This window comes from Sunxiuqinia rutila (genome assembly GCF_050589705.1).
GTDB lineage: Bacteria > Bacteroidota > Bacteroidia > Bacteroidales > Prolixibacteraceae > Sunxiuqinia > Sunxiuqinia rutila.
Map to the genome: position 1 here is coordinate 179,755 of NZ_JBNGOT010000003.1, position 24,018 is coordinate 203,772.

At 43.0% G+C, this 24,018-nt stretch carries 21 protein-coding genes and 1 tRNA gene; 7 read left to right on the forward strand and 15 right to left on the reverse strand.

Going from position 1 to position 24,018, the window contains the following annotated elements:
• Positions 1–68 precede the first annotated feature (68 nt).
• Positions 69–1,175, forward strand: a complete 1,107-nt coding sequence (locus tag ACRD6K_RS04450; protein WP_430972232.1) for an MBL fold metallo-hydrolase — start codon at positions 69–71, stop codon at positions 1,173–1,175.
• Positions 1,176–1,289: 114 nt separating this feature from the next.
• Here ACRD6K_RS04450 and ACRD6K_RS04455 read toward each other — a convergent pair.
• Positions 1,290–1,363: transfer RNA gene (locus ACRD6K_RS04455), tRNA-Arg, on the reverse strand.
• 89 nt (positions 1,364–1,452) lie between these two features.
• Entirely contained in the window at positions 1,453–2,487 is a 1,035-nt protein-coding gene (gene asnA / locus ACRD6K_RS04460; protein WP_430972233.1) for an aspartate--ammonia ligase, read from the reverse strand.
• A 203-nt stretch (positions 2,488–2,690) separates the two neighbouring features.
• Between asnA and ACRD6K_RS04465 the strand changes: the two genes are divergently transcribed.
• Positions 2,691–3,863, forward strand: a complete 1,173-nt coding sequence (locus ACRD6K_RS04465) for an MFS transporter (protein ID WP_430972234.1) — start codon at positions 2,691–2,693, stop codon at positions 3,861–3,863.
• Between the two features lies 1 nt (position 3,864).
• Here the strand turns inward: ACRD6K_RS04465 and ACRD6K_RS04470 are convergent, their stop codons facing one another.
• On the reverse strand, positions 3,865–4,644 hold the full coding sequence (locus tag ACRD6K_RS04470; protein ID WP_430972235.1) for an MBL fold metallo-hydrolase: 780 nt from the start codon (positions 4,642–4,644) through the stop codon (positions 3,865–3,867).
• 79 nt (positions 4,645–4,723) lie between these two features.
• Between ACRD6K_RS04470 and ACRD6K_RS04475 the strand changes: the two genes are divergently transcribed.
• Positions 4,724–5,425 (forward strand): SAM-dependent methyltransferase, encoded by a 702-nt coding sequence (locus ACRD6K_RS04475; protein ID WP_430972236.1) that lies wholly within the window; start codon positions 4,724–4,726, stop codon positions 5,423–5,425.
• A 104-nt stretch (positions 5,426–5,529) separates the two neighbouring features.
• Here ACRD6K_RS04475 and ACRD6K_RS04480 read toward each other — a convergent pair whose 3' ends face one another.
• Genes ACRD6K_RS04480 through ACRD6K_RS04495 form a run of 4 tightly spaced genes read right to left on the reverse strand, consistent with a single transcriptional unit; the run spans position 5,530 to position 8,747 of the window.
• Positions 5,530–6,591, reverse strand: a complete 1,062-nt coding sequence (locus ACRD6K_RS04480; RefSeq protein ID WP_430972237.1) for an NUDIX domain-containing protein — start codon at positions 6,589–6,591, stop codon at positions 5,530–5,532.
• Between the two features lie 37 nt (positions 6,592–6,628).
• Positions 6,629–7,135 (reverse strand): FKBP-type peptidyl-prolyl cis-trans isomerase, encoded by a 507-nt coding sequence (locus ACRD6K_RS04485; RefSeq protein ID WP_299577884.1) that lies wholly within the window; start codon positions 7,133–7,135, stop codon positions 6,629–6,631.
• Between the two features lie 17 nt (positions 7,136–7,152).
• Positions 7,153–7,668, reverse strand: coding sequence for an FKBP-type peptidyl-prolyl cis-trans isomerase (locus ACRD6K_RS04490; protein ID WP_430972238.1), 516 nt, complete (start codon positions 7,666–7,668; stop codon positions 7,153–7,155).
• On the reverse strand, positions 7,665–8,747 hold the full coding sequence (locus ACRD6K_RS04495) for a DHH family phosphoesterase (protein ID WP_430972239.1): 1,083 nt from the start codon (positions 8,745–8,747) through the stop codon (positions 7,665–7,667). The genes ACRD6K_RS04490 and ACRD6K_RS04495 overlap by 4 nt, the downstream gene beginning before the upstream one ends.
• A 73-nt stretch (positions 8,748–8,820) precedes the next feature.
• Here ACRD6K_RS04495 and ndk point away from each other — a divergent pair, with 73 nt between their 5' ends.
• Entirely contained in the window at positions 8,821–9,246 is a 426-nt protein-coding gene (gene ndk / locus ACRD6K_RS04500; RefSeq protein WP_299577881.1) for a nucleoside-diphosphate kinase, read from the forward strand.
• Here the strand turns inward: ndk and ACRD6K_RS04505 are convergent.
• Both ACRD6K_RS04505 and recF read right to left on the reverse strand, forming a co-directional pair.
• Complete coding sequence (locus tag ACRD6K_RS04505; protein ID WP_299577880.1) at positions 9,243–9,533, reverse strand: DciA family protein; 291 nt, start codon at positions 9,531–9,533, stop codon at positions 9,243–9,245. The two genes, ndk and ACRD6K_RS04505, sit on opposite strands and share 4 nt — an antisense overlap.
• The gene (recF, locus tag ACRD6K_RS04510; protein ID WP_430972240.1) at positions 9,530–10,639 is read right to left on the reverse strand and encodes a DNA replication/repair protein RecF; all 1,110 of its coding nucleotides are present in this window, start codon (positions 10,637–10,639) and stop codon (positions 9,530–9,532) included. Before recF ends, ACRD6K_RS04505 begins: the two co-directional genes overlap by 4 nt.
• Before the next feature lie 247 nt (positions 10,640–10,886).
• Between recF and ACRD6K_RS04515 the strand changes: the two genes are divergently transcribed.
• The gene (locus tag ACRD6K_RS04515) at positions 10,887–11,576 is read left to right on the forward strand and encodes a tetratricopeptide repeat protein (protein ID WP_430972241.1); all 690 of its coding nucleotides are present in this window, start codon (positions 10,887–10,889) and stop codon (positions 11,574–11,576) included.
• 75 nt (positions 11,577–11,651) lie between these two features.
• Positions 11,652–12,146: a 6,7-dimethyl-8-ribityllumazine synthase gene (ribH, locus tag ACRD6K_RS04520; protein WP_299577877.1), complete on the forward strand. Its 495-nt coding sequence runs from the start codon at positions 11,652–11,654 to the stop codon at positions 12,144–12,146.
• Positions 12,147–12,403: 257 nt separating this feature from the next.
• Here the strand turns inward: ribH and ACRD6K_RS04525 are convergent, their stop codons facing one another.
• On the reverse strand, positions 12,404–12,814 hold the full coding sequence (locus ACRD6K_RS04525) for a DUF4890 domain-containing protein (protein WP_299577876.1): 411 nt from the start codon (positions 12,812–12,814) through the stop codon (positions 12,404–12,406).
• Between the two features lie 178 nt (positions 12,815–12,992).
• Here ACRD6K_RS04525 and ACRD6K_RS04530 point away from each other — a divergent pair, with 178 nt between their 5' ends.
• The gene (locus ACRD6K_RS04530) at positions 12,993–13,736 is read left to right on the forward strand and encodes a nucleotidyltransferase family protein (protein WP_430972242.1); all 744 of its coding nucleotides are present in this window, start codon (positions 12,993–12,995) and stop codon (positions 13,734–13,736) included.
• Between the two features lie 103 nt (positions 13,737–13,839).
• Here the strand turns inward: ACRD6K_RS04530 and ACRD6K_RS04535 are convergent, their stop codons facing one another.
• The 5 genes from ACRD6K_RS04535 to ACRD6K_RS04555 all read right to left on the reverse strand — a co-directional run bounded on the left by ACRD6K_RS04535 (position 13,840) and on the right by ACRD6K_RS04555 (position 23,682).
• Positions 13,840–16,641: a M16 family metallopeptidase gene (locus ACRD6K_RS04535; protein ID WP_430972243.1), complete on the reverse strand. Its 2,802-nt coding sequence runs from the start codon at positions 16,639–16,641 to the stop codon at positions 13,840–13,842.
• A gap of 494 nt (positions 16,642–17,135) precedes the next feature.
• Positions 17,136–18,602, reverse strand: coding sequence for a rhamnulokinase (gene rhaB / locus ACRD6K_RS04540; RefSeq protein ID WP_430972244.1), 1,467 nt, complete (start codon positions 18,600–18,602; stop codon positions 17,136–17,138).
• A gap of 76 nt (positions 18,603–18,678) precedes the next feature.
• Positions 18,679–19,989, reverse strand: coding sequence for a glucuronyl esterase domain-containing protein (locus tag ACRD6K_RS04545; protein ID WP_430972245.1), 1,311 nt, complete (start codon positions 19,987–19,989; stop codon positions 18,679–18,681).
• Positions 19,990–20,134: 145 nt separating this feature from the next.
• Positions 20,135–21,415, reverse strand: coding sequence for a cation:proton antiporter domain-containing protein (locus tag ACRD6K_RS04550; protein ID WP_299577871.1), 1,281 nt, complete (start codon positions 21,413–21,415; stop codon positions 20,135–20,137).
• Between the two features lie 152 nt (positions 21,416–21,567).
• Positions 21,568–23,682, reverse strand: a complete 2,115-nt coding sequence (locus ACRD6K_RS04555; protein ID WP_430972246.1) for an amino acid permease — start codon at positions 23,680–23,682, stop codon at positions 21,568–21,570.
• Between the last annotated feature and the right edge of the window lie 336 nt (positions 23,683–24,018).

A 24,018-nucleotide genomic window follows, 5' to 3' on the forward strand; every position in this document is an offset into this window, starting at 1 on the left:
GTTTTTTTTTCGCCCTAAAAACTCTTTAGCCCCCAACTTGTTTCATAGGCATCATGAAAAAAATCATTATGATCCTTCTTCTCACGGCCCTTTTTCTAATTGTTATTGCCTTTCTGGTTATTCGCCTTTATCCTTCTTTTGGAGCGGCACCTAAGGAAGAGCGCTTGTCCCGAATTCAGCAATCACCCAACTACAGCAATGGTCAATTCCAGAATCCGGTGAAAACCAAAATGCAAATTGGCGATGTTCCCTTTTTCAAACTGATGAAAGAATTTCTTTCGAACAATGAAAACCGGATCCCCCAAAGTCCCATTGCGGTTCTGCCTATTGAAAAGTCAAGCTTTCATCAGGATTCTTCTGAAATGAGTATATGCTGGTTGGGGCATTCTACGCTCCTAATTAAAATAGATGGCAAACTTATTCTGACCGATCCGGTATTTAGCCAACGTGTATCTCCGTTTTCATTTCTAGGCACCAAAGCTTTTGCTTATTCAGAAAATTATTCACTTGAAGACCTTCCGGAAGTTGACTTAGTCTTGATCTCTCATGACCACTACGATCATCTGGACTATCAAACCATAAAAAAATTAAGCAAGAAGAAAGCCCCTTTTCTTACTGCCTTGGGAATAGGTGCCCACCTCGAACGCTGGGGCATTGCTCCCGAACGAATAACAGAATTGGATTGGGGAGAAACATTTTGGCTAACCAACCAAGTCAGCCTGACAGCAACACCTGCCCGTCATTTTTCCGGAAGAGGGCTCACCAACCGCTTTTCGACCTTATGGGCCTCCTGGGTCATTTCAGGATCAAGCAAACGCCTCTTCTTTGGAGCAGACTCCGGCTATTTTCCGGGATTCAAAACCCTGGGGGAAAAATACGGTCCTTTTGACATTGCCATGCTGGAATGCGGGCAGTACAGTCCATACTGGCCTTTCATTCACATGTCACCTGAAGAAACCCTACAGGCTGCAGCCGACTTAAAAGCACAGGCTGTGTTACCCATTCACTGGGCAAAATACAAGCTCAGCATTCATCCCTGGACTGAGCCTGTTGAACGGCTACTGGCGGCCAGCAACCAGCAGCAAATCACCATCGCCACCCCTTCAATCGGAGAAATTTTCACATTAGATGATACACTCCCTCAAAAAAGATGGTGGGCAAAAGAAATCAACTGAGAAAAGAAGGAACAGCCGATTTCGGAATATTTGCTTTTCCATTCCCTCAAGATTTTTTAGAACACAAAAAAGCCTTGCTATCTTACCGATAACAAGGCTTTCTTTTTTCGCTAGTACCCCGGACGGGATTCGAACCCATGACCTACTGCTTAGAAGGCAGTTGCTCTATCCAACTGAGCTACCGAGGCATCCTTTTTGCGGTTGCAAAGATATAAAAATATCAAGAACAGCAATCGCTTAAATAATATATTTTTCCCTTTGATTTAAAACAACCGGATTAAATCAAATGAATATTGTGTTCCCGGCATTGCTTATGCATTTCGTCAGGCCAAATACTCGACTGAATTTCACCAATATGAGCTTTCCGAAGGAAATACATGCAGAGACGTGACTGCCCAATTCCTCCTCCGATACACAAAGGAAATTCATCATTCAATAAACGGTTATGCCACAATAATTCTTTGCGTTCTTCCGTATTGGTAAGTTTCAATTGGTGTAAAAGCGTTTCTTTATCCACCCGAATTCCCATGGATGATATTTCCACTGAACTTTGCAAAACCGGGTTCCAGATCAAAATATCACCATTCAGTCCCCGGTAACCATTAACTGTTTCTGTGGTCCAGTCATCATAATCGGGAGCACGACCATCGTGGATTTGCCCACTCGGCATTTCTCCGCCAATTCCAATAATGAATACAGCGCCATGATCCTTGGTAATTTCATTTTCCCGCTCCTTTGAGCTCATGTCCGGGTATTTTGCTTCCAGCTCTTCGGCATGAATGAAGGTAATCTCTTCGGGTAAAATGGGTGTAATCTGTGGGTAATGCTCGTAGACATAGAATTCTGTCCGAAGCAAAACTGAATAAATCTTACGAACAATTTTCTTCAGGAAATCCAGGTTGCGTTCTTCATCAGCAATTACGCGCTCCCAATCCCATTGATCAACATAAAGCGAATGGATATTGGACAATTCTTCGTCCGGACGAATCGCATTCATATCGGTATACAATCCGTATCCGGGAGCAAACTCCTGATCTGCCAGTGTCATGCGCTTCCATTTGGCCAGCGAATGCACCACTTCAGCCCTCTTGTCATCCAACTCTTTTACAGGAAAAGTAACCGGGCGCTCAATCCCATTAAGATCATCGTTAATTCCGGTTCCTTGCATCACAAAAAGAGGTGCCGTCACCCGGCTCAACTTCAACTCTGAGGACAAATCGCGCTGGAAAAAATCCTTGATCTGCTTGATCGCTCTTTCCGTTTGTTTTAAGTCAAGATGCGACTTATAATTTTCTGGGAAGTATAGTTTCATAATATATTCAATATCACTGCCCTGACGACAGCTAAGTAGCTTATTAATAAATTCCAGCCAGCAAAAATAGCAAGAATCTTTCAATTTGACTTGAAATTCGTCATAAAAACATCAAAGAGAAAGCCAATCAAGCAAAATTCACCATTATGATTTTCATTTCTAGCAAATATTCAGATTCATAAAAGTTACTATTTTTGCTGCCCATGAGCTCAAATATTGTCAAGCTTTATCTCATTAAGTTTTCCAAGTGGTTTAACCTGGTTATGCCCGTCATCGTCCTTTTCTACCAGGATAATGGATTGAGCATGCAGGAAATTTTTTGGTTGAAATCCATTTATTCCATCGCAATTGTTGTCATGGAAATTCCGTCGGGCTACCTGGCCGATGTATGGGGACGAAAGAGCACGCTGCTACTCGGCGCAATTCTCGGGGCCACCGGATTTGCCATGTACAGCTTTTCCTTTGGTTTTTGGGCTTTTGCCGCCGCTGAAATTGTTCTGGGACTTGGTCACAGCTTTGTTTCAGGTGCCGACTCGGCCTTGCTTTATGACACCCTCAAGGCTCAGGAGCGTGAAAAAGAATACATCAAGCAGGAAGGCTGGATCACGTCATCGGGCAACTTTGCGGAAGCCATTGCCGGTGTTACCGGCGGCTTGCTCGCTACCCTCAGCTTACGAATGCCTTTTTACGTTCAGTTTGCGGTGGCTTCCATAGCCATTCCAGCTGCCTTTTTGCTAAACGACCCCCAAATACACACCGAGAAGGCAAGCAAAACCTTTAAAGCCATTCTAAAAACCATTCGGCAAACCTTTTTGCACCGCGAGTTGCGTTCTGCCATCCTGGTTTCCTCTTTCACCGGCACGGCTTCACTCACCTTTGCCTGGTTTGTGCAGCCATATTTTAAGGTAGCCGGACTGCCGTTGTCACTGTACGGTATTTTATGGACTTTGCTGAACCTCTCCGTTGGGGTTTCTTCCATGCTTAGCTACAAAGTTGAAAGTCGTCTGGGACAGCGAAATTCGCTTTTACTCATCATCTTTGGACTGACCATTGGGTATCTGCTCGCAGCCTGGAAAATCAGCCTGGCCGGCATTGCGATTCTTTTCGCATTTTACCTTTTCCGTGGAATTGCCCATCCCATTCTGAAAGATTACATCAATCGCTACACGCAGTCCGAAGTGCGGGCCACCATTTTATCGCTGCGAAACTTTGTGATCCGGATCAACTTTGCCGTCATTGGGCCTTTGCTAGGGTATCTTACCGACCGGTTTAATCTGGGGACTGCCTTGCTGACTGCCGGTTTAAGCTACGTTGTTGTTGCCCTATTTGCTGCTCTCCCACTCCTTTCAAGCAAAGCGAAAAAAGAAACAGAATAGGTTAAAGCTCCAATTTCAGTCCGTCATAGGCCAGCGAAACATGCCCGGGCAACTGCTGCTGCACATCTTCATGCTTCCCCATCAGGTGCGAAACATGCGTAAGATAAGCACGCTTAGGCTTTACCCGGTCAATAAGTTCAAGGGCTTCTTCGAGGTTGAAATGAGAAATGTGTTTTTCAAACCGCAAGGCATTCACAATCAAAACATCAAGTCCTAACAACTTTTGCTGTTCTTCAGGCTCCACCCGGTTTACATCGGTCAGGTAGGCCAGTGTTCCCAATCGAAAACCAAAAACCGGTAATTTGTGGTGAAAGCCCCGAACCGGAATTACCTCGATACCATTTAAACTGAAAGGCTTATTTTCAACCAAATGAAGATTCATTTGCGGAATTCCGGGATATTTATTTTCCTCAAACACATAATCAAAAACCCGCTTAATTGAATTCTGAACCCGTTTTTCGGCATAAATATCAGTGGGGTGTTTTTGTACCCAATTGAACGCGCGGATATCATCGAGCCCAAAAATATGATCGGTGTGCTCATGCGTCAGAAAGATGGCATCGAGTTTTCGCAGACCAATTCGCAACATCTGCTGGCGGAAATCAGGTCCAGCATCAATCACAATCTTGTGTCCGTTTACCTCCACAAAAAGTGCCGAGCGCAGCCGGGTATCTTTAGGATCAGCAGAGCGACAAACTTCACAATCGCAAGCCACCACCGGAACTCCTTGCGAAGTACCGGTACCCAGAAATTCAACCTTTAATTTAATATTTGATTTCATGTATGCAGGCAAAACTACAAAAAATAGATTTTTTTATGCCGACCGTGTAAATTAATTAATTTTGAAAAAAATTTGACATATGGCCCATTTGTACCTGATTCCGATTACCCTCGGCGAAAGCGAACTCAATACTGTTATTCCGGAAAACCACCGGGTGATTATCCGATCAATTTCTCATTTTATCGTCGAAAATGTCCGCACTGCCCGACGTTTTCTAAAAAAAGTGGATAAAGAGATTGATATTGATTCGTTGCATTTTTACGAGCTGAATAAACACACCAACAAAAACCAGCTCCATGATTACCTCGCCCCCATTAAGGACAAACAACCAATTGGAATTATGTCGGAAGCAGGATGCCCGGGCGTAGCCGATCCCGGTGCTGATGTGGTTCGAATAGCTCACGAGCAAAATATCCGGGTGATACCTCTGGTTGGACCTTCCTCCATTTTGCTGGCCATGATGGCCTCTGGAATGAATGGACAAAACTTTGCCTTTAACGGCTACCTTCCTATTCAAAAAGGCGAAAAAGCCCGGCAAATCAAGCTGCTGGAAAACCGGATTTATTCCGAAAACCAAAGCCAGTTGTTTATTGAAGCACCTTATCGCAACCTCCAGCTGCTGGATGACTTGCTGCAAAATTGCAAGCCTCAAACCAAGCTGTGTATAGCCTGCGACCTGACCCTGGAAACAGAGTTTATAAAAACCCGCTCAATTGGTGATTGGAAGAAACACAAACCAGACATTCAAAAACGTCCAGCCATTTTTGTCTTAGGAAAATAGAATTTGAAGGGATATCAGAGGCCTGTTTTGTCCGGAGGTCAGCACCGATCGCTGGACAAAACCGGAAGTCAGAAAATAGGCACTAAAATCAGAAAGCCCGCTTCTTAACCGAAAAGAAACTTAAATTCGTGCTCAAAATTGGGCGTAAAAATACCTTGTCCGAGGCTGCGTGCAATCTGCTTTTTGGTCCAGAACTTGCCTTCTTCTACCTCTTCCGAATGCAAACGAATACCTTGATAATCGTGGGTAACAAATACGTAAACCAGTTCGCGCTCCAGCTCACTTTCCCAAACGTATTGCTTGACAAGACTAGCCGAAAATTCCTTCAGGCCAATTTCTTCCCAGGCTTCACGCTGCAAGGCAACCTGCAAGTCTTCGCCAAAAGCAATGTGCCCTCCAACAGCAGTATCCCATTTACCAGGCTGAACCAGCTTGTTCATCGGGCGTTTTTGAAGAAAGATTGCTCCTTTGGGATTGAAAACATGCAAGTGCACCACCGGATGAAGCAGTTTTTGACCGTTATGACAAACCGATCGCGGCGCTTTGCCAACCACCTGTCCCTGCTCGTTGACCAAAGGAAGCTGCTCCTCTTCAGTCAGCACCTGTCGGGCTTTCTTTTGTTTGAAGTATTCAAACAGGAAAAGCACCCCAAACAGGATATAAAACAAGCCTCCGCTAATAAATGCCCAAGCTTCATTGGAAAGGAAAAAGGCCGCGTAAAAAACCAGCAACGTGTGACCGGCAAAAATGTAAAACATGCGCTTTAAGCTGGTTCGCATGCTTCGTGTTTGCTCCTCGCTCAAGCTCACATCCTTCAGATAACGCTTACTCATCAGCTCAACAATGTTGACTTTAGAAAAAGCCGATAAAGCCAGGATGATGCAGAGAATTAATTCGACCAGAGCAGGCTTTAGCTTGAAGAACAGATCGTTTTCCAGCAAAATGGAAACGCCACCTAAAGCCAGCAAAAGCAGCGTATCAAACAACACAAACCGATCGAAACGCTTCTCCCGAATCCCAATCCACAGCAATTCGGCCACACCAATGACAAGTGCAGCAATCAAGCCGGCCTTGGTTCCCCATAGCTCGTCCACCGCTATAAAAACAAACAATGGAACAAAGCCAGGGAGCAGCTTTTTGAGTAATTGTGTTCGCTGATTATTCATCTATAAAAAACAAAACCCGCAAAAGCGGGCTAATTTGTTATTCGGATTGTGTATCTGAGAGCTTGTAGTGTTTATAAACTTCAACATCAAAAATCAGGGTTGAAAAGCGAGGAAGCCCGCTGGAACTGGAAGAAGCTCCATAAGCCAGGTTTGATGGAATGATAAAAGTGGCCTTGCCTCCCTGTGTCATGTAAGTTAAGCCTTCGCTCATTCCCACAATCACATCCGAACTACCTACAATAAATTCAAAAGGTTCATACGTGCCTGTGCGATCAAATTCAGTACTATCAATCAACATTCCAGTGTAAAAGATTTTAACCTTATCGCCCAGCTTAATGGTATCTCCGGTTCCTTTTACACGCTCAATGTAGTACATGCCCGATGCCGTGGGCTCTTCTTCAATATTATTAGCTTCAAGAAATGCATCCAGTTTTTCAAGCTCTTCGGCGCGCAATTTTTCCAGGTCAATCCCGTCATCCTTACAGGACGCAATAGTCATCATCAATCCGCCTATCAAAACTGCAAATAAAAATATCTTTTTCATGTCGTATCCTAACTGTTTTATTGGTATATCTTTTTCAACTCAATGCTAAATGAAAGCGTTGTATAAGGAGGAATTGATCCAGAACCACTTGCTCCATACGCCAGGTTCGAAGGAATAATAAACAATCCTTTAGTACCTTCGTTCATCAGCATCAGCGCATCTTCAAACCCATCAATTAAATTACCTGGTTCATATCTGAATTTCCATGTCTCGTCTTCGTAATGATAAGTCGATGAATCAAATATCTGGCCATTATCGGATCTAAAGCCGGTGTATTTAATTCCAATTGAATCACCTGATTGGATATAAAGTCCCTCGCCCTGCTCCTCAATCACATAAAAAATTCCGGATGACGTTGTATCGATATCGTAACCACGATTAACCAACGTGTCCAGATACACTTCCAACAATTCGGCTTCGCGAGTCGGCGTATAATTAACAGTATCCTGCACGGGGTCATCAAAACAGGAGTACATGGCAACCAGCATGACCGCCATCAATAAAAATTTAATCCCTTTCATTTGTTTCATCATTTTGATTTTGTTTTTTCCAATTTTTCCTGATAAACGGGTAATAAGCGCCGATATTTATCAAGTGTTTCTTCTAATGATGCAAAAACCTCTCCTCCGGCTGCGTTGCGATGCCCTCCGCCATTAAAATTTTCGGAAGCAAACTCATTCACAGCGAATTCGCCTTTGGAACGAAAAGAAGCTTTCACCATTCCATCTTTCTCTGAAAATAACGTGCTAAAGTGAATCCCTTTTATCGACAGCGGATAATTGACAAACCCTTCACTATCACCGGGCACAAAGTTAAATTTTTTCTGCGTTTCTTTAGACAAATACATCACAGCCGCGTGATATTCCGGAAAAACCTCCATACACTCGTTCAAACAATAGCCTAACAGACGCATCCGATCGGCCGAGTAGTTATCAAAAACCTGTGCATGAATGTAATCCTGATCGATGCCGAATTTCAAAAGCTCTCCTACTGTTTGAAACGTTTGCGGATCAGAAACATTGTAGTCGAATGACCCGGTATCGGTCATAATGCCACAAAACAAAGCCGAAGCAGCTTCCCGATCAAGGTATTGCTCCAGCCCGGAAGCTTTCAGCACATGGTACACCAGCTCAGCCGTTGAAGAACATTCGGGATGCGAGATTAACACATCGGCAAAGTCTTCGGGATACGGATGATGGTCAATCAACACACAACTTTTGCCATAATTTTCCACCAAGGGCTTCAGCTCCCCAGTGCGCGACAGATGATTGAAATCGAGGCAAATCAACAAGCTCGATTCATCCAACAATTGCTGAACCTTTTTCGGGTTTTTTGAAAAAAGGGTCACTTGCTCATGCCCTTCAATCCAGTTATAAAAGGAGGGATAATCATTAGCAGAAATCACCTCTACCTGTAACCCGCTGTTCTTTAAAACGCGCGACAGGCCTAAGGCAGAGCCTACTGCATCTCCATCAGGATTAATATGTGGTAGAATAACAACTTTTTGATTGGGGTTATCAATCAATTCACCAAACAACTTAATTATTTCTTTATCAAGCTCTTTCAAGACATCACTTTTTTTGATTCGGATACAAATATAAAAATAATGCATCCGCTATTTAATTTTAGTTAATTAATTTTCTAAATTAGTTCGCTATATCAAACCTTATATTAAACTAAACAAAATGACTGGAAAAAGAACCCTTACGATCATTAAACCGGGTGCCGTAGAAAGGAACCTTATTGGACCAATTATTACAAAAATTAACGATGCAGGTTTTGTCATTAAAGCGCTAAAGTATACCAAACTGAAAAAGGAACAAGCACGAGCATTTTATGCTGTACACAAAGACAAACCATTTTACAACGATTTGGTGAAATTCATGAGCTCCGCTCCCATCGTTGTAGCCATCATTGAAAAAGAAAATGCAGTTGAAGATTTTCGCAAACTGATTGGAGCCACAGATCCACTGGAAGCAGAAGAAGGAACCATTCGTAAAATTTTTGCTGAATCAAAAACCCACAATGCAATTCACGGTTCAGACAGTGATGAAAACGCAATTAAAGAAAGTGACTTTTTCTTCTCTCGGATAGAGCGTTTTTCTTTTTAGCGAAACACAATTTCATGGACAATAGTACTGCCCGCGTGTTCATTCAGGCGGGCTTTTAATTGCTCCTTCATCATCACCAATTCACTTCTCAGGGCCGGAGAGCTGGTTTTTACAAACAAAGTGCCATTGCTCATCTTCAGAGACTCGGTATAGCGGGCAATTGTTCGCCCCACCACTTGTTCCCAGGAAGAAATCAGCTCAACTTCAGTCAGCTTTTTATTCAATTTATTTTGTTCGATATAATCCCGAAGGACTTCGCTTAATTTTTGGGTATTGCTTCTTCTCATTTTATTGCTTCATTTACCGTTCCATCGGCCACCTGAAAAATTTTAAAGTTGGCTTCCACCTCCGCAATCATCTGGTCCAAGTGTTCGCGGTTGGTGTCCGTCATAAAAATCTGACCAAAATGGTCATCGGCCACTAATTTAACAATTTGGCCAACCCGGTTTTTGTCCAACTTATCAAAAATATCATCCAATAGCAAAATTGGAGTCATACCGGCCAGCTCTTTTATAAAATCGAATTGAGCTAGTTTTAAAGCCACCAGGTAGGTTTTCTTTTGTCCTTGAGAGCCAATTTTTTTAATCGGATAGTCCCCCAGCTTAAACAGAATATCATCTTTATGAATTCCGACAGAGGTATACTGCAACATCCGATCTTTACCAACTGAATCCTTGATTTGCTGAGCCAAATCACCCTCATACAAACTCGACTCGTGAACCATTTCAATACGCTCTTTCCCCGATGAAATCAGCTCATAGTAACGCTGAAAGACCGGTTGAAGTTGCTGAAGATACTCCACCCGCTTGGTATGGATCAGTTCGCCATAATGAACCAACTGGTCGCTCCAAACCTCCAGACTTTCGGCATTAAAAAAGCCACTGCCCGCAAATTGCTTCAGCAATTTATTGCGCTGCAGCAAGGCCCGGTTATAACGAATCAAGTTATCCAGGTAAACCTGGTCATATTGTGAAATCAACGAATCTAAAAACCGACGACGCTCTTCGCTGCCTCCCATAATCAGGTTAATATCTGTGGGGCTAATAATGATTAAAGGCAGCAAGCCAATGTGCTCCGAAAGCTTTTTGTATTCTTTTTTATTGCGTTTGAAGTGCTTCTTTTGTCCGCGCTTTAGTCCGCAGTAAATATTCTCCTCGTTATCCAACCGGAGATATTTTCCCTGTACGACGAAAAAATCCTGATCATGCCGAATATTCATGCCATCAATCGCATTCGAAAAACTCTTGCAAAACGACAAATAATAAATGGCATCCATCAAGTTTGTTTTCCCGGCGCCATTGTTGCCAATAAAACAATTCAAGTTTGACGAAAAACTCAAATCAGCTTCTTCAAAGTTTTTAAAGTTAACCAGCGATAAATTCTGAATGTGCATGCGTGAAATTCTAATTGAAAAACAAAACTAAGAAAATTAAGAATGACGGTAGAGTCAAATCCCCTCCGATTGCCTAATTTATTTCTTTCCAGCGAAAAGAATCTGAATAAATACCGGTATTAGCCGGGAAAACAGCTAATAACACCACTATGTTGATTAATATTAAATTTTATAAACCTTTCCTGCCTTTTATTTTATAAAAAAACATATTTTTGCGAAACTAATTTGGATATAACCTATTTTTAAGATGGCAAAGAATAAAGATCAAAGAGAAGACAGCTTTTCAGAAGTTGAAAGCACATTAACGAAAACCGAACAGTTAATTGAAGACAATCAGAAAATGTTAACCATTGTGGTTGGTGTTATTGTTGCTATTGTGGTTGTTTACCTTGGGTTCACCAGGTTATACATTCAACCCCGCGAAACGGATGCTCAGGAGCAAATGTTTATGGCGGAACAGTATTTTGAAAAAGATTCTTTCAACCTGGCCATCAACGGAGATGGAAACTACCTGGGTTTCCTGGACATTATTGAAGACTATGGCATGACTGATGCCGCTAATCTTGCCAGCTACTACACAGGTATTTCATACCTTCGCTTGGGTGAGTACGAAGCAGCCATTGATTACCTGAACGATTTTGACACAGAGGACTTATTACTGGTTCCCATTGTTGAAGGTGCCAAAGGTGACGCTTACGTAGAACTGGGAGAAACAAGCAAGGCCATTAGCGCATACAAAGCCGCTTACATCAGTTCGGACAACGAATTGACAACTCCGATTTACATGATGAAAGCCGCTAACCTCCTGGAGTCTGAAGGACAGCTTAGCGATGCCCTGGAAATTTACCAGGCCATCAAAGAGAACTATCCAACAACTACGGAAGGTCGTAATGTAGAGAAATATATCGCCCGCGTGGAGATTAAACAGAACAACTAAGAATCATTCGAAAATAGTACATGGAAAATCCCCTCATCGCAGGGGATTTTTTATTTTTGTAGAAAATTAAAGCATATGGCAACAAAGAATTTATCAGCCTACGATCTGGAATCAGTCCCATCAGCCAAAGGATATAAATTTGGAATCGTAGTTGCTGAATGGAATTATGAAATTACAGGCGCCTTGGCACAAGGTGCAATCGACACACTTAAAAAGCATGATGTTGATGACAATGACATTCAGGTAAAACACGTTCCCGGAACCTTTGAGCTGCCTCTTGGCGGACAGTTCCTGGCCGAATATACTGATGTCGATGCAATCATTCTTATTGGCTGTGTGATTCAGGGAGACACGCGTCATTTTGATTTCATTTGTGATGGTGTTACGCAAGGAACAACAGACTTGAATCTGAAATACAACAAGCCATTCATATTTGGAGTACTCACAACCAACAACGAGCAACAGGCTTTGGACCGCGCTGGCGGCAAGTTGGGCAACAAAGGTGATGAAGCTGCAGTAACAGCCATAAAAATGGTGGCCCTTCAAAACGAAATGAAAGCCAACCGCTAAATGCTACCTGACCGAAAAAGCAGAAAAACTGAACGCTGCTCTTTCGGTCAAAAGCTTTTCCTTACACTTTTCCGACTTAAGGTTTTATCAGAGTAATCCAACTCGTGTACTTTAAATAGTTTCAACCCAGGAAACAGATAAAGGCTTAACAACGGGTCTGTTCCATCAATGGGACAAAATGAAAGAGACTGTCCATATACTGAACAGCCTCTTCTCTGACATCTAACTAATATACCAGCCAAACCTAATTCACTGGTCTACTTTCCAGGTCTTCTGGCACCTCCCCGCTCACCCGGAGCGCGTCGGTTATTCATTCGTTCCTGCCGCTGCTTTTGCATTTCGTCAAACTTTTCAGCTTGTTCTTTGGTCAGCATCGCGCGAATTTCTTTGTTTCTGCTTTCCATTTGTTCCCGCATCTTTGGAAACAATTCCCTGCGTTTTTCATCGCTTGCACCTTGCATTTGCTCACGCAGTTCGGTAAATGTTTTCTGGTATTTCTTATTGATGACGGTCAGCTTTTTCTGTTGAGCATCATCCAACCCCAGGGTTTCAATCAACCGCTTATCGCGTTCTTCCTGGCTCATGCGCTGTCTTTGTCCTCCGGGCTGCGCATAGCTGGCACCAATTGTAGCTACTAACACCACTAGCAATACATACAACTTTTTCATTTTAGTTCAATTTACTGTTGTTAAAACTTGATGAAACGTGCCGGGAAAATTCGTCGCGCTTGTTTCACCGGTTATTTTTTGACATTCAACCTATTGACTTTCGAAATCAGCATTCGTTTAATTCAATTTGATTTTCTTTCCTGAAAGAATGCATTATTTTTACCCAAAAAGAACTTACATGCAAGCAATGATATTTGCCGCAGGGCTTGGTACACGGCTTCAACCGCTTACCAGCGACAAGCCGAAGGCACTGGTAGAAATTCACGGAAAAAGTTTATTGGAACGTTGCCTCTTAAACTTAAAAAAGCAGGGCATCAACGATGTTGTTGTCAACGTTCATCATTTTTCAGAGCAAATCATCCATTTTCTTGAAGCCAACAATAACTTTGGGATGCACATTCAGGTTTCGGACGAAACAGCTGAATTGTTGGACACCGGAGGCGGCATCCTGAAAGCCAAATCCTTGTTTAAGCCGAATGAGCCGATTTTGATTCTGAATGTCGACATACTGACTAACCTGTCATTCGACGCCTTGCTTGATTTTCATCTGAAAGAAAAGGCACTAGCCAGCTTGGTTGTTCGCCAGCGAAAGACCTCGCGTTACTTGTTGTTTGGCAAGAATCATCAACTAACCGGTTGGGAAAACCAACAAACAGGCGACCGCAAAATAGCCCGTATTGCGCAAATTGAAGAATCAACGCCTTATGCATTTAGCGGCATTCAGCTTATTCAGCCCGAGCTGCTGGACCTGATCGAAAAGCAAGGCAAGTTTTCGATTATTGACTTGTACCTGCGGCTGGCAAAGAGCCAAACCATCAATGCCTTTGTCGATAATCAATCCATTTGGATGGATCTGGGAAAATACGAACAGTTGGAAGAAGCGGAAAGCCTGGTAAAAAAGATGGAGCTACTTTCAGACTAAAAATAGTTAATTGGAATCCGGACTAGGTTTCGGAATAAAAATAAAAGCAAAAAAAAGCGAAGCCGGCATTGACCAGCTTCGCTTTTTTAGTTAAAGTATTTCGTTATTCCGAAGGAACAAAAACCACATCAATCAAATCAGCATCATCAAAAAACCGGGCTGCAAATTCCTGAATATCCTTTTGGGTCATGTTTTGCAGGATTTCCTCGTAGTTTGCCGGGTCGGCTGAATTAATCCCGTTAAAGTAATAGTTATACAAGGAACTCATCCAAAAACCATTGTGCTCACGAGACTGCTCGCGGTCTTTCTGCAAGTTCTTAATTGTTTTATCAAAGTCAACATCCGTCGGCCCTTCGGTAATAACTTTATCAATTTCGCGGTATACAATTGACTTCAGCTGGTCGGCACGCGCCGGATCGCAATCAAACAAAATACGCATGGTTCCTTTACTTAACGGATATTTGCTCATTCCGCTACCAATGCCTACGCCATAGGTTCCGCCTTCATCCTCGCGAATCGTTTCCGTATAGCGGAGATCCAGAATTCCTTCCAGAATCTTCATGGCCAACAGGTTTTTCTGCGTGTATTCCACATCGTTTTCATACCGCACATTTACATTGGCTTTTGGGGTGGTCAAAGGCACAGGAATCACTTTTTCGGTTTTTCCTTCCGGAGAACGGACGCCACGATCTTTCCAGTTTTCCTCCCGATCTGAATCGGTTAACGAGCCGAGGTATTTTTCGGCCATGGCCAGCGCTGTTTCTTCTTCAATATTTCCGACAATAAAGAAGGTGAAGTCGCCGGCATCCTGAATCCGATCTTTATATATTTGCTGGATTTCCTCAAAGTCAACGTCCTGCAGGTATTGCGTATTCATCGTTCTTACCCGAGGATTATAATCCGCAAAAATGAAAGACAAGGAGTCGCGCATAATTTTTTGCGGATCTTTTTCCATATTGGCCACAAAAGCCAGGTAGCGCGACATCAACGCATTGTGAGCTTCCTCGTCAAAACGTGGTTTCTCAAAATACAAATACGTCAACTGCATCATGGTTTCAAAATCTTTGGGAGTGGTTGAACCGCTAAACCCTTCGGTTAACGAACCCAACGTAGGCGACAGTGAAACTTTTTTGCCAGTCAGCATTTTCTGCAAACTGATGGCATCAAAATCCCCCACCCCATAAGCTTCCATAAACGTTGAAGCCATATTGGCAGAAGGCACGTACTGGTTATCCCACAACGAAGTACCACCAAGACTGTAAGCCATCAGACTAACATTGTCCTTTTCATAGTCTGCATGGCGGAAAATGACCTTCACATTGTTATCCAGCGTCCATTCCACCGCATCGAAGGCATCCAGGCGTTTGGTTTGTTTTACTTTTGAACCGGGCAACTCTTCACTGATTAATGAAGCTGCCGCCACCTGATCTTCGTATGGCGCAATATCCATAGTCTCCACCTTGGTAATAATGCCTTTGGCTTCTTCTTCCGAAAGATGCTCAACATCCGTTGGCCCTGTAATTACAATCGTGCGGTTTTCAGGCTTAATCCATTCCTTGGCTTTTGCCGAAACCTCCTCTACCGTTATGGTCGGAATCACCTCTTTGGCAAATTCATATTCCAGCTCAATTCCCGGGACAGGCTCTTTCACCAGATAGTTTTGGGCATATTCCCGGGCATAGCGGTCGTTCGAAATCTTGTCTCGTTCATTGTATTGATTCTCAAAACGAGTCAAGAAGTTGGTTTTAGCTCTTTCCAGCTCACTCTCCACAAAACCATAGCGTTTAACCCGCTCAGTCTCGGTCATGATTGCTTCCAAGGCTTTAGCCTCTTCATTGCTGTTGGCTGTTACACTGATGCTGTAGGCATCATAACCTCGTACCAAACCTCCGCGCCGCGTTGCTCCGGAAACAAACGGAGGTGTGCCTGTTTGCAACAGTTCCTGAATCCGCATGCTTGTCATGGAATTGTACAGCGAAGTAATATAAGCATCCCTTAAATCAGCATAGGTTTTCTCCTGTCCATCCTTGTTTTCATCCAGAATATAAATGTTAATTTGCGACTGTGTGGCTTCGTCATCTGTGGCCAACACATAGTATGTTTCTTCATGATCAGGAATGCGGAAATCCGGACGCTCTTTGGGATTTTCAACCGGCTCAATTGACGAAAACAGCGCTTTCACTTTTTGCTCCACTGCATCAACATCCACATCGCCGACGATGGCAATAGCTTGCAAATCGGTCCGATACCAATCATGATAAAACTGACGTAAAGTCGCCGGATCATGGTATTTAATCACCGTCGTATCTCCAATAATATCGCGCTCAGCCCATTTCGACCCTTTCATTACCACTGGAAGCCATTGATTAAACAAGCGGAAATTAGCATTTCGACGCGTACGCCATTCCTCACTAATTACGCCGCGTTCCAAGTCGATTTCCTCTTCTTTCAACTGCAGAAAATCAGACCAGTCATGCAAAACCAGCAAGCAAGTATCCACCAGGCCTTCGTGGGTAGTCGGAACTTCGCTAAGGTTGTAAACCGTTTCATTAAAAGAGGTGTAAGCATTGATATTACGACCAAAAGCCACACCATGCTTTTCGAGGGTATTTAAGATACCTTTGCCATCAAAATTTTCGGTGCCATTAAAAGCCATGTGCTCCAAAAAGTGAGCTAAACCATTCTGGTTATCTTCTTCCAGCAAAGCACCCACATTTTGAATAATGTAAAAACTTGCCCGGTTTTTTGGCTCTTGGTTGTGACGAATATAATACGTCAAACCATTCTCCAGCACACCTTTGCGAATTTCGGGCGATTCGGGTACTACACTGTTTAAATCAAATCCTGTTTTTGCGGTTACTGCCAGCGAAAACAGCAAAAAAAGCATCACGAGTTGTTGTTTCATCGGACTAAAATTTATATTTCAAATAGGTCTGTCTTTCCTGTTGATTATTACAAAAATCAATGGCTTTTTGTTTTTCAACAAGCCAAAGCATCTCTCCCTAAAAGGGCTGCACAACGTTCGTTTTTTGCAGAATAAGAGATGAAAACACGAATCCAATCATTTAAAGGAAAATTATTTCTATCAAAAATAGGCTTTCTGATTTGAACTTAGGCCATATACCAAAAGGAAATAGTGGACTTTTTCAAACACATAACCGATGTCTTGAGCATCGTCTCCCAGCTAGCTGGAAATATCCTTCTGGAGACAAACGAAAAAGAAGCAAGTTTCAAGCAGAAGGTTAAAGACGGCCAAAACCCAATAAAAAGCCCTGATGAATGATTAATGATTCATCAGGGCTTTTCTTTGTTTGGCCTGTTCACTCTATTTTATATCAACATGGCGAATTTAAAGCGATGAGATGATGCAATGATACTTCATCTTCCAGTTGCCATGCCTTAAAGGCTCAGGTATTTTTGATAGGCACGATCCCAATCCAGTTTAGGGTCCGGCTTAAATTCCTCCACTTCGAAAGACTTCCGAACCACTGCCCGCATCGCTTCCAGCGATTGCAAAGCCCCCATCGCTTTGGCCTGCACCAAAATGTTTCCGGTAGCTGTGGCCTCGGTTGGTCCGGCAATTACAGTCAGTTTGGTCGCATCAGCTGTCAATTGATTTAAGAAACGGTTATTGGCTCCGCCTCCAATGATATGGATACGCTCAATCGGCTGCTCACTAACCGTGCGGATTTGCTCCAGGGTATAGCGGTATTTCAGGGCCAGACTATCATACACACATCGAATAATTTCAGCATGCGTTTCCGGTTTTCCCTGCCCGCTGGCCTCACAAAAACGAACAATTGCTTCCGGCATATTCCCCGGATTCAGAAATACAGAATCATCAGGATTGATCAGATATTTAAATGGCTCAGCACCTTGGGCAAGTTGCACCATTTCATCCCAGCTGTAATTCTTCTCTTTCAGCCAGGTCCGACGACACTCCTGAATAAGCCACATGCCCATAATATTTTTCAGGAACCGCGTTGTTCCTTCTACCCCACCCTCATTGGTGTAATTCATCTCCAGGGTTTGGTCCGACACCAAGGGCTGACCACTCTCAATCCCCATCAGCGACCAGGTACCAGAGCTGATGTAGGCGTAATTTTTGTCGCTGGCCGGAACCGAAGCAATAGCCGATGCCGTGTCGTGTCCGGCTACAGCAATAACCGGAATTTGCTGACTACCGGTTTCTTCTGCTACTTCAGCTAAAACGGTACCAATAATTGTTCCCGGATCAACAATTTCAGTTAAAAGTGAAGTGGGAATACCTGCTTTCTGCAACAAATCAACTTGCCAGTTCTTCGTGCCCGGAGCAATCATTTGGCTGGTGCTGGCAATGGAAAATTCGGTAACGGCCTTTCCTGAAAACAAGTAGTTCAAGGCATCCGGCATAAATAAAATCTTATCGGTAATTTCCAGCAAGGACGATTGATCCTTCACCATGGAAAACAATTGAAACAAGCTATTGAATTGCATGAACTGAATTCCGGTTTGCCGATATACTTCCTCTTTGGGAACCTGTTGAAACAAATCCTCCATGGCTGTATCGGTTCGGGAATCGCGATAGGCAAAAGGCAGCGAAATAATCTGTCCTTCCTTGTTCAGATGAACAAAATCGACTCCCCAAGTATCTACCCCAATGGACTCAGGTTGAATACCAAATTCCTGAATACATTTTTTTAAGCCGGTTTTCAGCTCATTAAACAAACTGAAAATATTCCAGAAATAATGTCCCTGAATGAGTTGCATCTGGTTTTCGAACCGGTGAACTTCCGTCAACTCTAATTTATCCTCACTCAAGGTTCCCAGAATCGCCCTTCCACTTGATGCTCCCAAGTCGAAAGCCAGAAAATGATTTTTTCTCATATGTTTTATCTTACGACAGTTTTATGCTTATTTGACTAAACAAATAAACGCAAGTTCGGAAAGACCTCTATCCTGTTCAATCCTGAAAGCTAAACCAAGCTCTGTTTTCAGACAATTCTTCGAGCTTGAAGTGGGCGTTGGCAAAATCAATAAACTGCAGCCAGTCATAGGGGGTAATGTTATGCTTTCCGGTTCGAATATGATAGCCAATTGTTCCAAAAGCAGGGTTGTCAGGCTCCGGCATTTCTGTAACCGGCAGGCCTTCCTGTCCATACAAGCGATAAACTTTGCCGGCTTCAACAGCCGATAAAAATTCTCCCTTCGGATCGGCCCATAAATCCTCGGTAGCACTGGTCACATAAAGCGGACGCGGAGCAATTAAAGCCAGCAGCATATGCTGATCAACCGGCAATTTATCTTCCCGGGATGAATACTTGGTCAGGTTTTCGCAAAACCAGTGAGGAAAGGCATGGGTGATAATGCCCACCGTTTCGCCAAATTGCCGTCTGGAAAGTGCTGCCCCCATGCATCCGGAGTTGTTGGATACACACATGGCAAAGCGCTGATCCAAGGCCGCAGCCCACAAAGCTGCTTTCCCCAGGCGGGAATGCCCAACCACTATAACCTGGGAAGAATCAATCTCAGTATCCGTTTCGAAATAATCCATGGCTTTGGTTAACCCCCAGGCCCAGGCAGCAATCGTTCCCCACTCATCATGTCCTGGACGAAACTGGCCCAATTCATAAGAAAACGGATGAATGCCATCCTGAAAATTATCCCGATCAGGATCAACATCGCCACAATAGATCGTAGCCACGCCATAACCAGCTTCAACAATGGTTCGGATCGGCCAACGTTCGCTTTTCGCACCACGCGACTGCTCGGTAACCTGATTATGGACAATGCCCAACGAAGGATTGTCGCGAACCCAGGATTCGGTTAAACGAATGTCGGGATCGTCGGCTACGGTATGATTCCCACTAAAGTTGTAACCCACAAAAAGAGGCACCTTATCCGTGGTTTGAGGCAAATACATTAAGATTTCTACATTCAGTTTCTTGTCATCTTTTCTGAAAACCAACTCAACCTGTCTGCGCTTAGCCAAACCATCAAAGGCATCGCCGGCCTGCTCATGCACCACAACTTCATCGATAGCTATTTCAACTGGAATCTTTCCATACACTTCCTGTTGAAAAAGCTTTAAAATTTCCGGGCGCCGAACCTTTTCCCAGCGCTTGGTATTTTTAATTTTCCGACCGCTTTTTGAAACCAATAACTCAGGTAAGTTATAACCAGGCACCTCCTTTTCTTCGTAATTCACATCACTTCGCTGGGCACCAACCTGAAGGCTACAAATTAGAGATAGCAGAAGCACACAATGTCTCATATCCGTTTAGTTTTATTTATGGTTTTTAGTTAGACAATACTGAAGTCCTCTAAAAATAAGAGTTTTTCTTTGAAAGAAAGAATTTAAGCCGATTCATTCGTCAGGAAACTTATTTCTCCTGAAACAGCCTTCATGACGAGCCGAATTAGTTCCGGTAGAAATACTCATCAAAGTGGTTCCTGCTGCTCTTTTCTTCTGTTGGACCGGCTGGCAAATTCGAATCGTCATCTCCGTTCTTCTTCGAAGATCGCGACTTGCTTGTTTCTGAAATCAAAGACCAGGCCATGATCAGGCTCGAAAAGATAATAACCACCAACAAGGCTCCGCTTTCAAATTCGGGCACTTTAAAGTCATCAGGAATAGCAAAAAACAACAGAATAGATATCAAGCCCCGGGGAGCCAGAAAGATCTGTGGGAAGATGTCCTTGCGTTCAACGGCAAAAAAAGTAAAGAAACGAATGACATACAAAATCACCAGGAAAATTCCACTCATCATCCAGACTTCCCAATTAACAAGTGTTTCAATGGACAAACTGATTCCGAAAACAACGAAAAAGAAGGTGCGAACCAAAAAGGAACTTTCAATGGTCACCATCTTGAAGTTTTCAAACAGCCCATCGATCGCCTTATCGTTTAGCCAGCGTCTAAGTCGACCCCACACCAATACCTTATGGTTTCGTAGCAACAATCCAAACATCAAAATAATCAGTAATGAAGAGAGGTGAAACAACTTGGCAACAGCATACAGCAGCACCAGTACGGCTAAAAACAGGAAAAATCGGGCACTCGTTTTAATATACTGAATGACATAGGTTAATCCATAACTTAACAAGACCGAAATAACCAAGGTGAGAAAAATATTGCTCCCAACTGCAAAGGCAATTTCTCCGGCACCAGTGGCATTTACATTTTCAATCAGGAAGTAAAAGAGCATGATTCCAAGAATATCCGAAAAGGTACTCTCATAAATCATAAATTCACGCTTGTCTTTGCTTAAGTTTGCCACACTGGGTATGATAATGGCGCTACTCATGATCGAAAACGGAATAGCATAAATGAGCGCCGGAAAAAACTCCATGTTCTGGATAAAAAACTGAGTAACAAAAGCAATTAAAACGGACGAGAAAGCCAGCGAAACAAAAGCAATGACAAAGGACTTCCAGATTATCGGCCATTTCTCCTTCTTCAGTTCAAGATCCAGCGCAGCTTCAAGCACAATCATGATCAACCCAACAATACCAAGCACCTCCAACGCATTGTAATATTCTGGCACAATTCCGAAGTATTTCAATACCTGCTGTAGTCCCAAGCCAAGCAAAATAAGCATTAAAACGCTGGGAATGTTTGTTTTTTGCGCCAACAGGTTGAAGAAAAAAGAAACAATCACCACCACACAAAGACCGATCACAAAAAGATAAGCACTCATGAATTCCGTTTAATTTTTAGCTCCAAGATACAAATAAGCTTGAAACTGCCTACGAAATACTTGCTTTTAGATTCGTGCGCAAGCCTTTAACAGCGCATGATTCGGCCTGTTTTCTCATTAAAAAAAGCCGGAAGAGAAACGAAACCAACAAGTTAAGCTGTCCCCATATAAAAATCAAACATTTGCTTAATCGATCGGGGTTCACCAATAATGGTCAAAACATCATTTTCCTGCAGCACGGTAAAGCCGTGTGGCGCAAACGAACGCCCGTCGCGTTCAACAATGGCAACCAATACATCAGCCGGAAATTTAATGTCTTTCAGCTGCTTCCCGATCATGTCGGCCTGCGTAGTATCTTTTAACAACCGTACAGTAATGAAACGTTCGTTATGCAGCAGGTATTCCTTAATTTCCCGTTCGTTGGATTGTGCAATCATACTTTCTACAAAGTCATCACGTTCAACAATATTCATTAAGCGAGACAACATGCGCAACTGCAAGCGAATTTCCTTGGCTGGATTGACCAGGAAAAAGAAAACCCGGATATGATCCACTGACTGAATATCTCCTTTTTCTACAGGCTTGGCAACGCCTGGATTTGCCAAAACAATATGTAGGGTTGGTTCCGCAATCCCATCATAACGGGCATATTGAATAGAAATCTCCGGGATAAGCAAAGCCGAGTCAATGGCTGAAAGAGTTTGAAATTCTTTAATAAGAACCGCTTTATCAAGGTCCATTTGCCTGGATAAGGAATCAGCCACCTGCTCCACCAACCCATCAAAATCCTGCCCGGGTTGAGTATTGATAATTTTAGAATTAATAATTGTGGCATCAAACGGATCACCTTGCCGAAGTCCTTTTTCTTTCAAAATAGTCATAAACTCATTTTCCAGTTCTACATGCTGGTGTTTGCCCAACAAGGCAAACCAATGAAAAATAGCCCCTTCCCGCTTCACTTTTCCACGGGCGTAATAGTTGTACCAAACTACGGCCAGAAATACGATCAGCCCACTGAATAAAATGGACATCCATCCCATATACACAATCAAAACCAGGGAAATAAAGATTCCCACCACCTGCATTCCCGGATAAAAAGGTGATTTAAACCCCGGGTCATAGGATTCTATACTACTTTTTCGAAATACAATCACTGCAAAATTGATCAGCATAAAAATGATCAGGTTGAAAGTACTGGCCAATTTGGCAATCCCCTCTTCCGAGAAAACCAAAATGAAAGTAATCACTAAAGCCGTTGTAAGTAAAATAGAACTTATGGGTGAACCGCTTTTCCCAACCTTGGAAAACATGGGTGGAAAAAGCTTATCTCTCCCCATCGCAAACGGGTAGCGGGAAGAAGAAAGCAAACCGGCATTTCCGGTTGATGCAAAAGCAGCCATGGCTGCACCAATCATCAGGTAAGTTCCCAGATCGCCTGGCAACCATTTAAAAAGATGCTCAGCAGCCGATGCTGCCGGGGCTAAATCTTCAGCAAACTCAGCCGGGTTGATCAGGGAAACCATAACGAACACGCCCAAAACATAAATTGTTGCCGTAACAACCAACGACAATAGCATGCCTAAAGGAATGTTTCGCTCCGGATTTTTAATTTCCTCCGCGACACTGGCTATTTTCGTCAAACCCAGATAGGAAACAAATACGAAACCAGCAGTGGTAATCAGGCCCTCAAATCCGTGAGTGAAAAACGGTTCAAAATGGCTGTTAACGCCAGGTTTATCAATCCCCTCAGTAAAAAAGATGCGGTAAAGCCCCTCTACTAAGAAAGTGCCCAATACCACTAATAAAAAAATAACAAAGAAATTTTGGAGACGGGAGGTTTTCTTGGCACCAATCAAATTCAGCCCCATAAAAAAGAAAGTCGCAGCAATAGCAATTGTCTTTACAGGCACTTCCCAGAAAAATGCGGCATAAGCACCAATACCAACGATGGCAAATGCCGTTTTAAACACCAATGCCAAATAGGTTCCCAGTCCTCCAATTGTTCCAATTAATGGGCCCAAACTGCGGTCTAAAAAAAAGTAAGCGCCTCCGGAACGCGGAAGTGCTGTTGAAATTTCAGCAATGCTGAACATGGCAGGCAGAATGAGCAAACCTGCTACTAAATAACCAATAAATACAGAAGGCCCGGTATATTGGGAAGCCAAACCGGGTAACAGAAAAAAGCCAGAGCTAAACATGGCTCCAGTGCTAATTGAGAAAACATCAAACAGACCCAGTTCCTTTTTTAATTTTTCTTTTTTCGCCATACGCTTTCATTCTGAGTGGTGTTTATAAAAAGAAAAGCTGCACACAATGGAAATGTTCATTTTAAATATACAACTTTATTCATAACAGATAAGCACTATCTGGCAACTTGTATCGATAAATTACGCCCCTGACCAATCTGTCGTTCAAGGATTTTCAGCACTTGCATTGCAGAGAGAGCTAACGCTTCCAATTCACAAGTGTTGATCTTGAAAAACCTTATAGTTTAATAAGCTCAAAAGAGGGAAAAAGGTTTAGCCTTGCTGCGTATTATTCAGACTTGAATGTGGGAACGATAAGTTTCGGAAAGAGAAAAGAAGCAGTCTTGAGGGTATAAT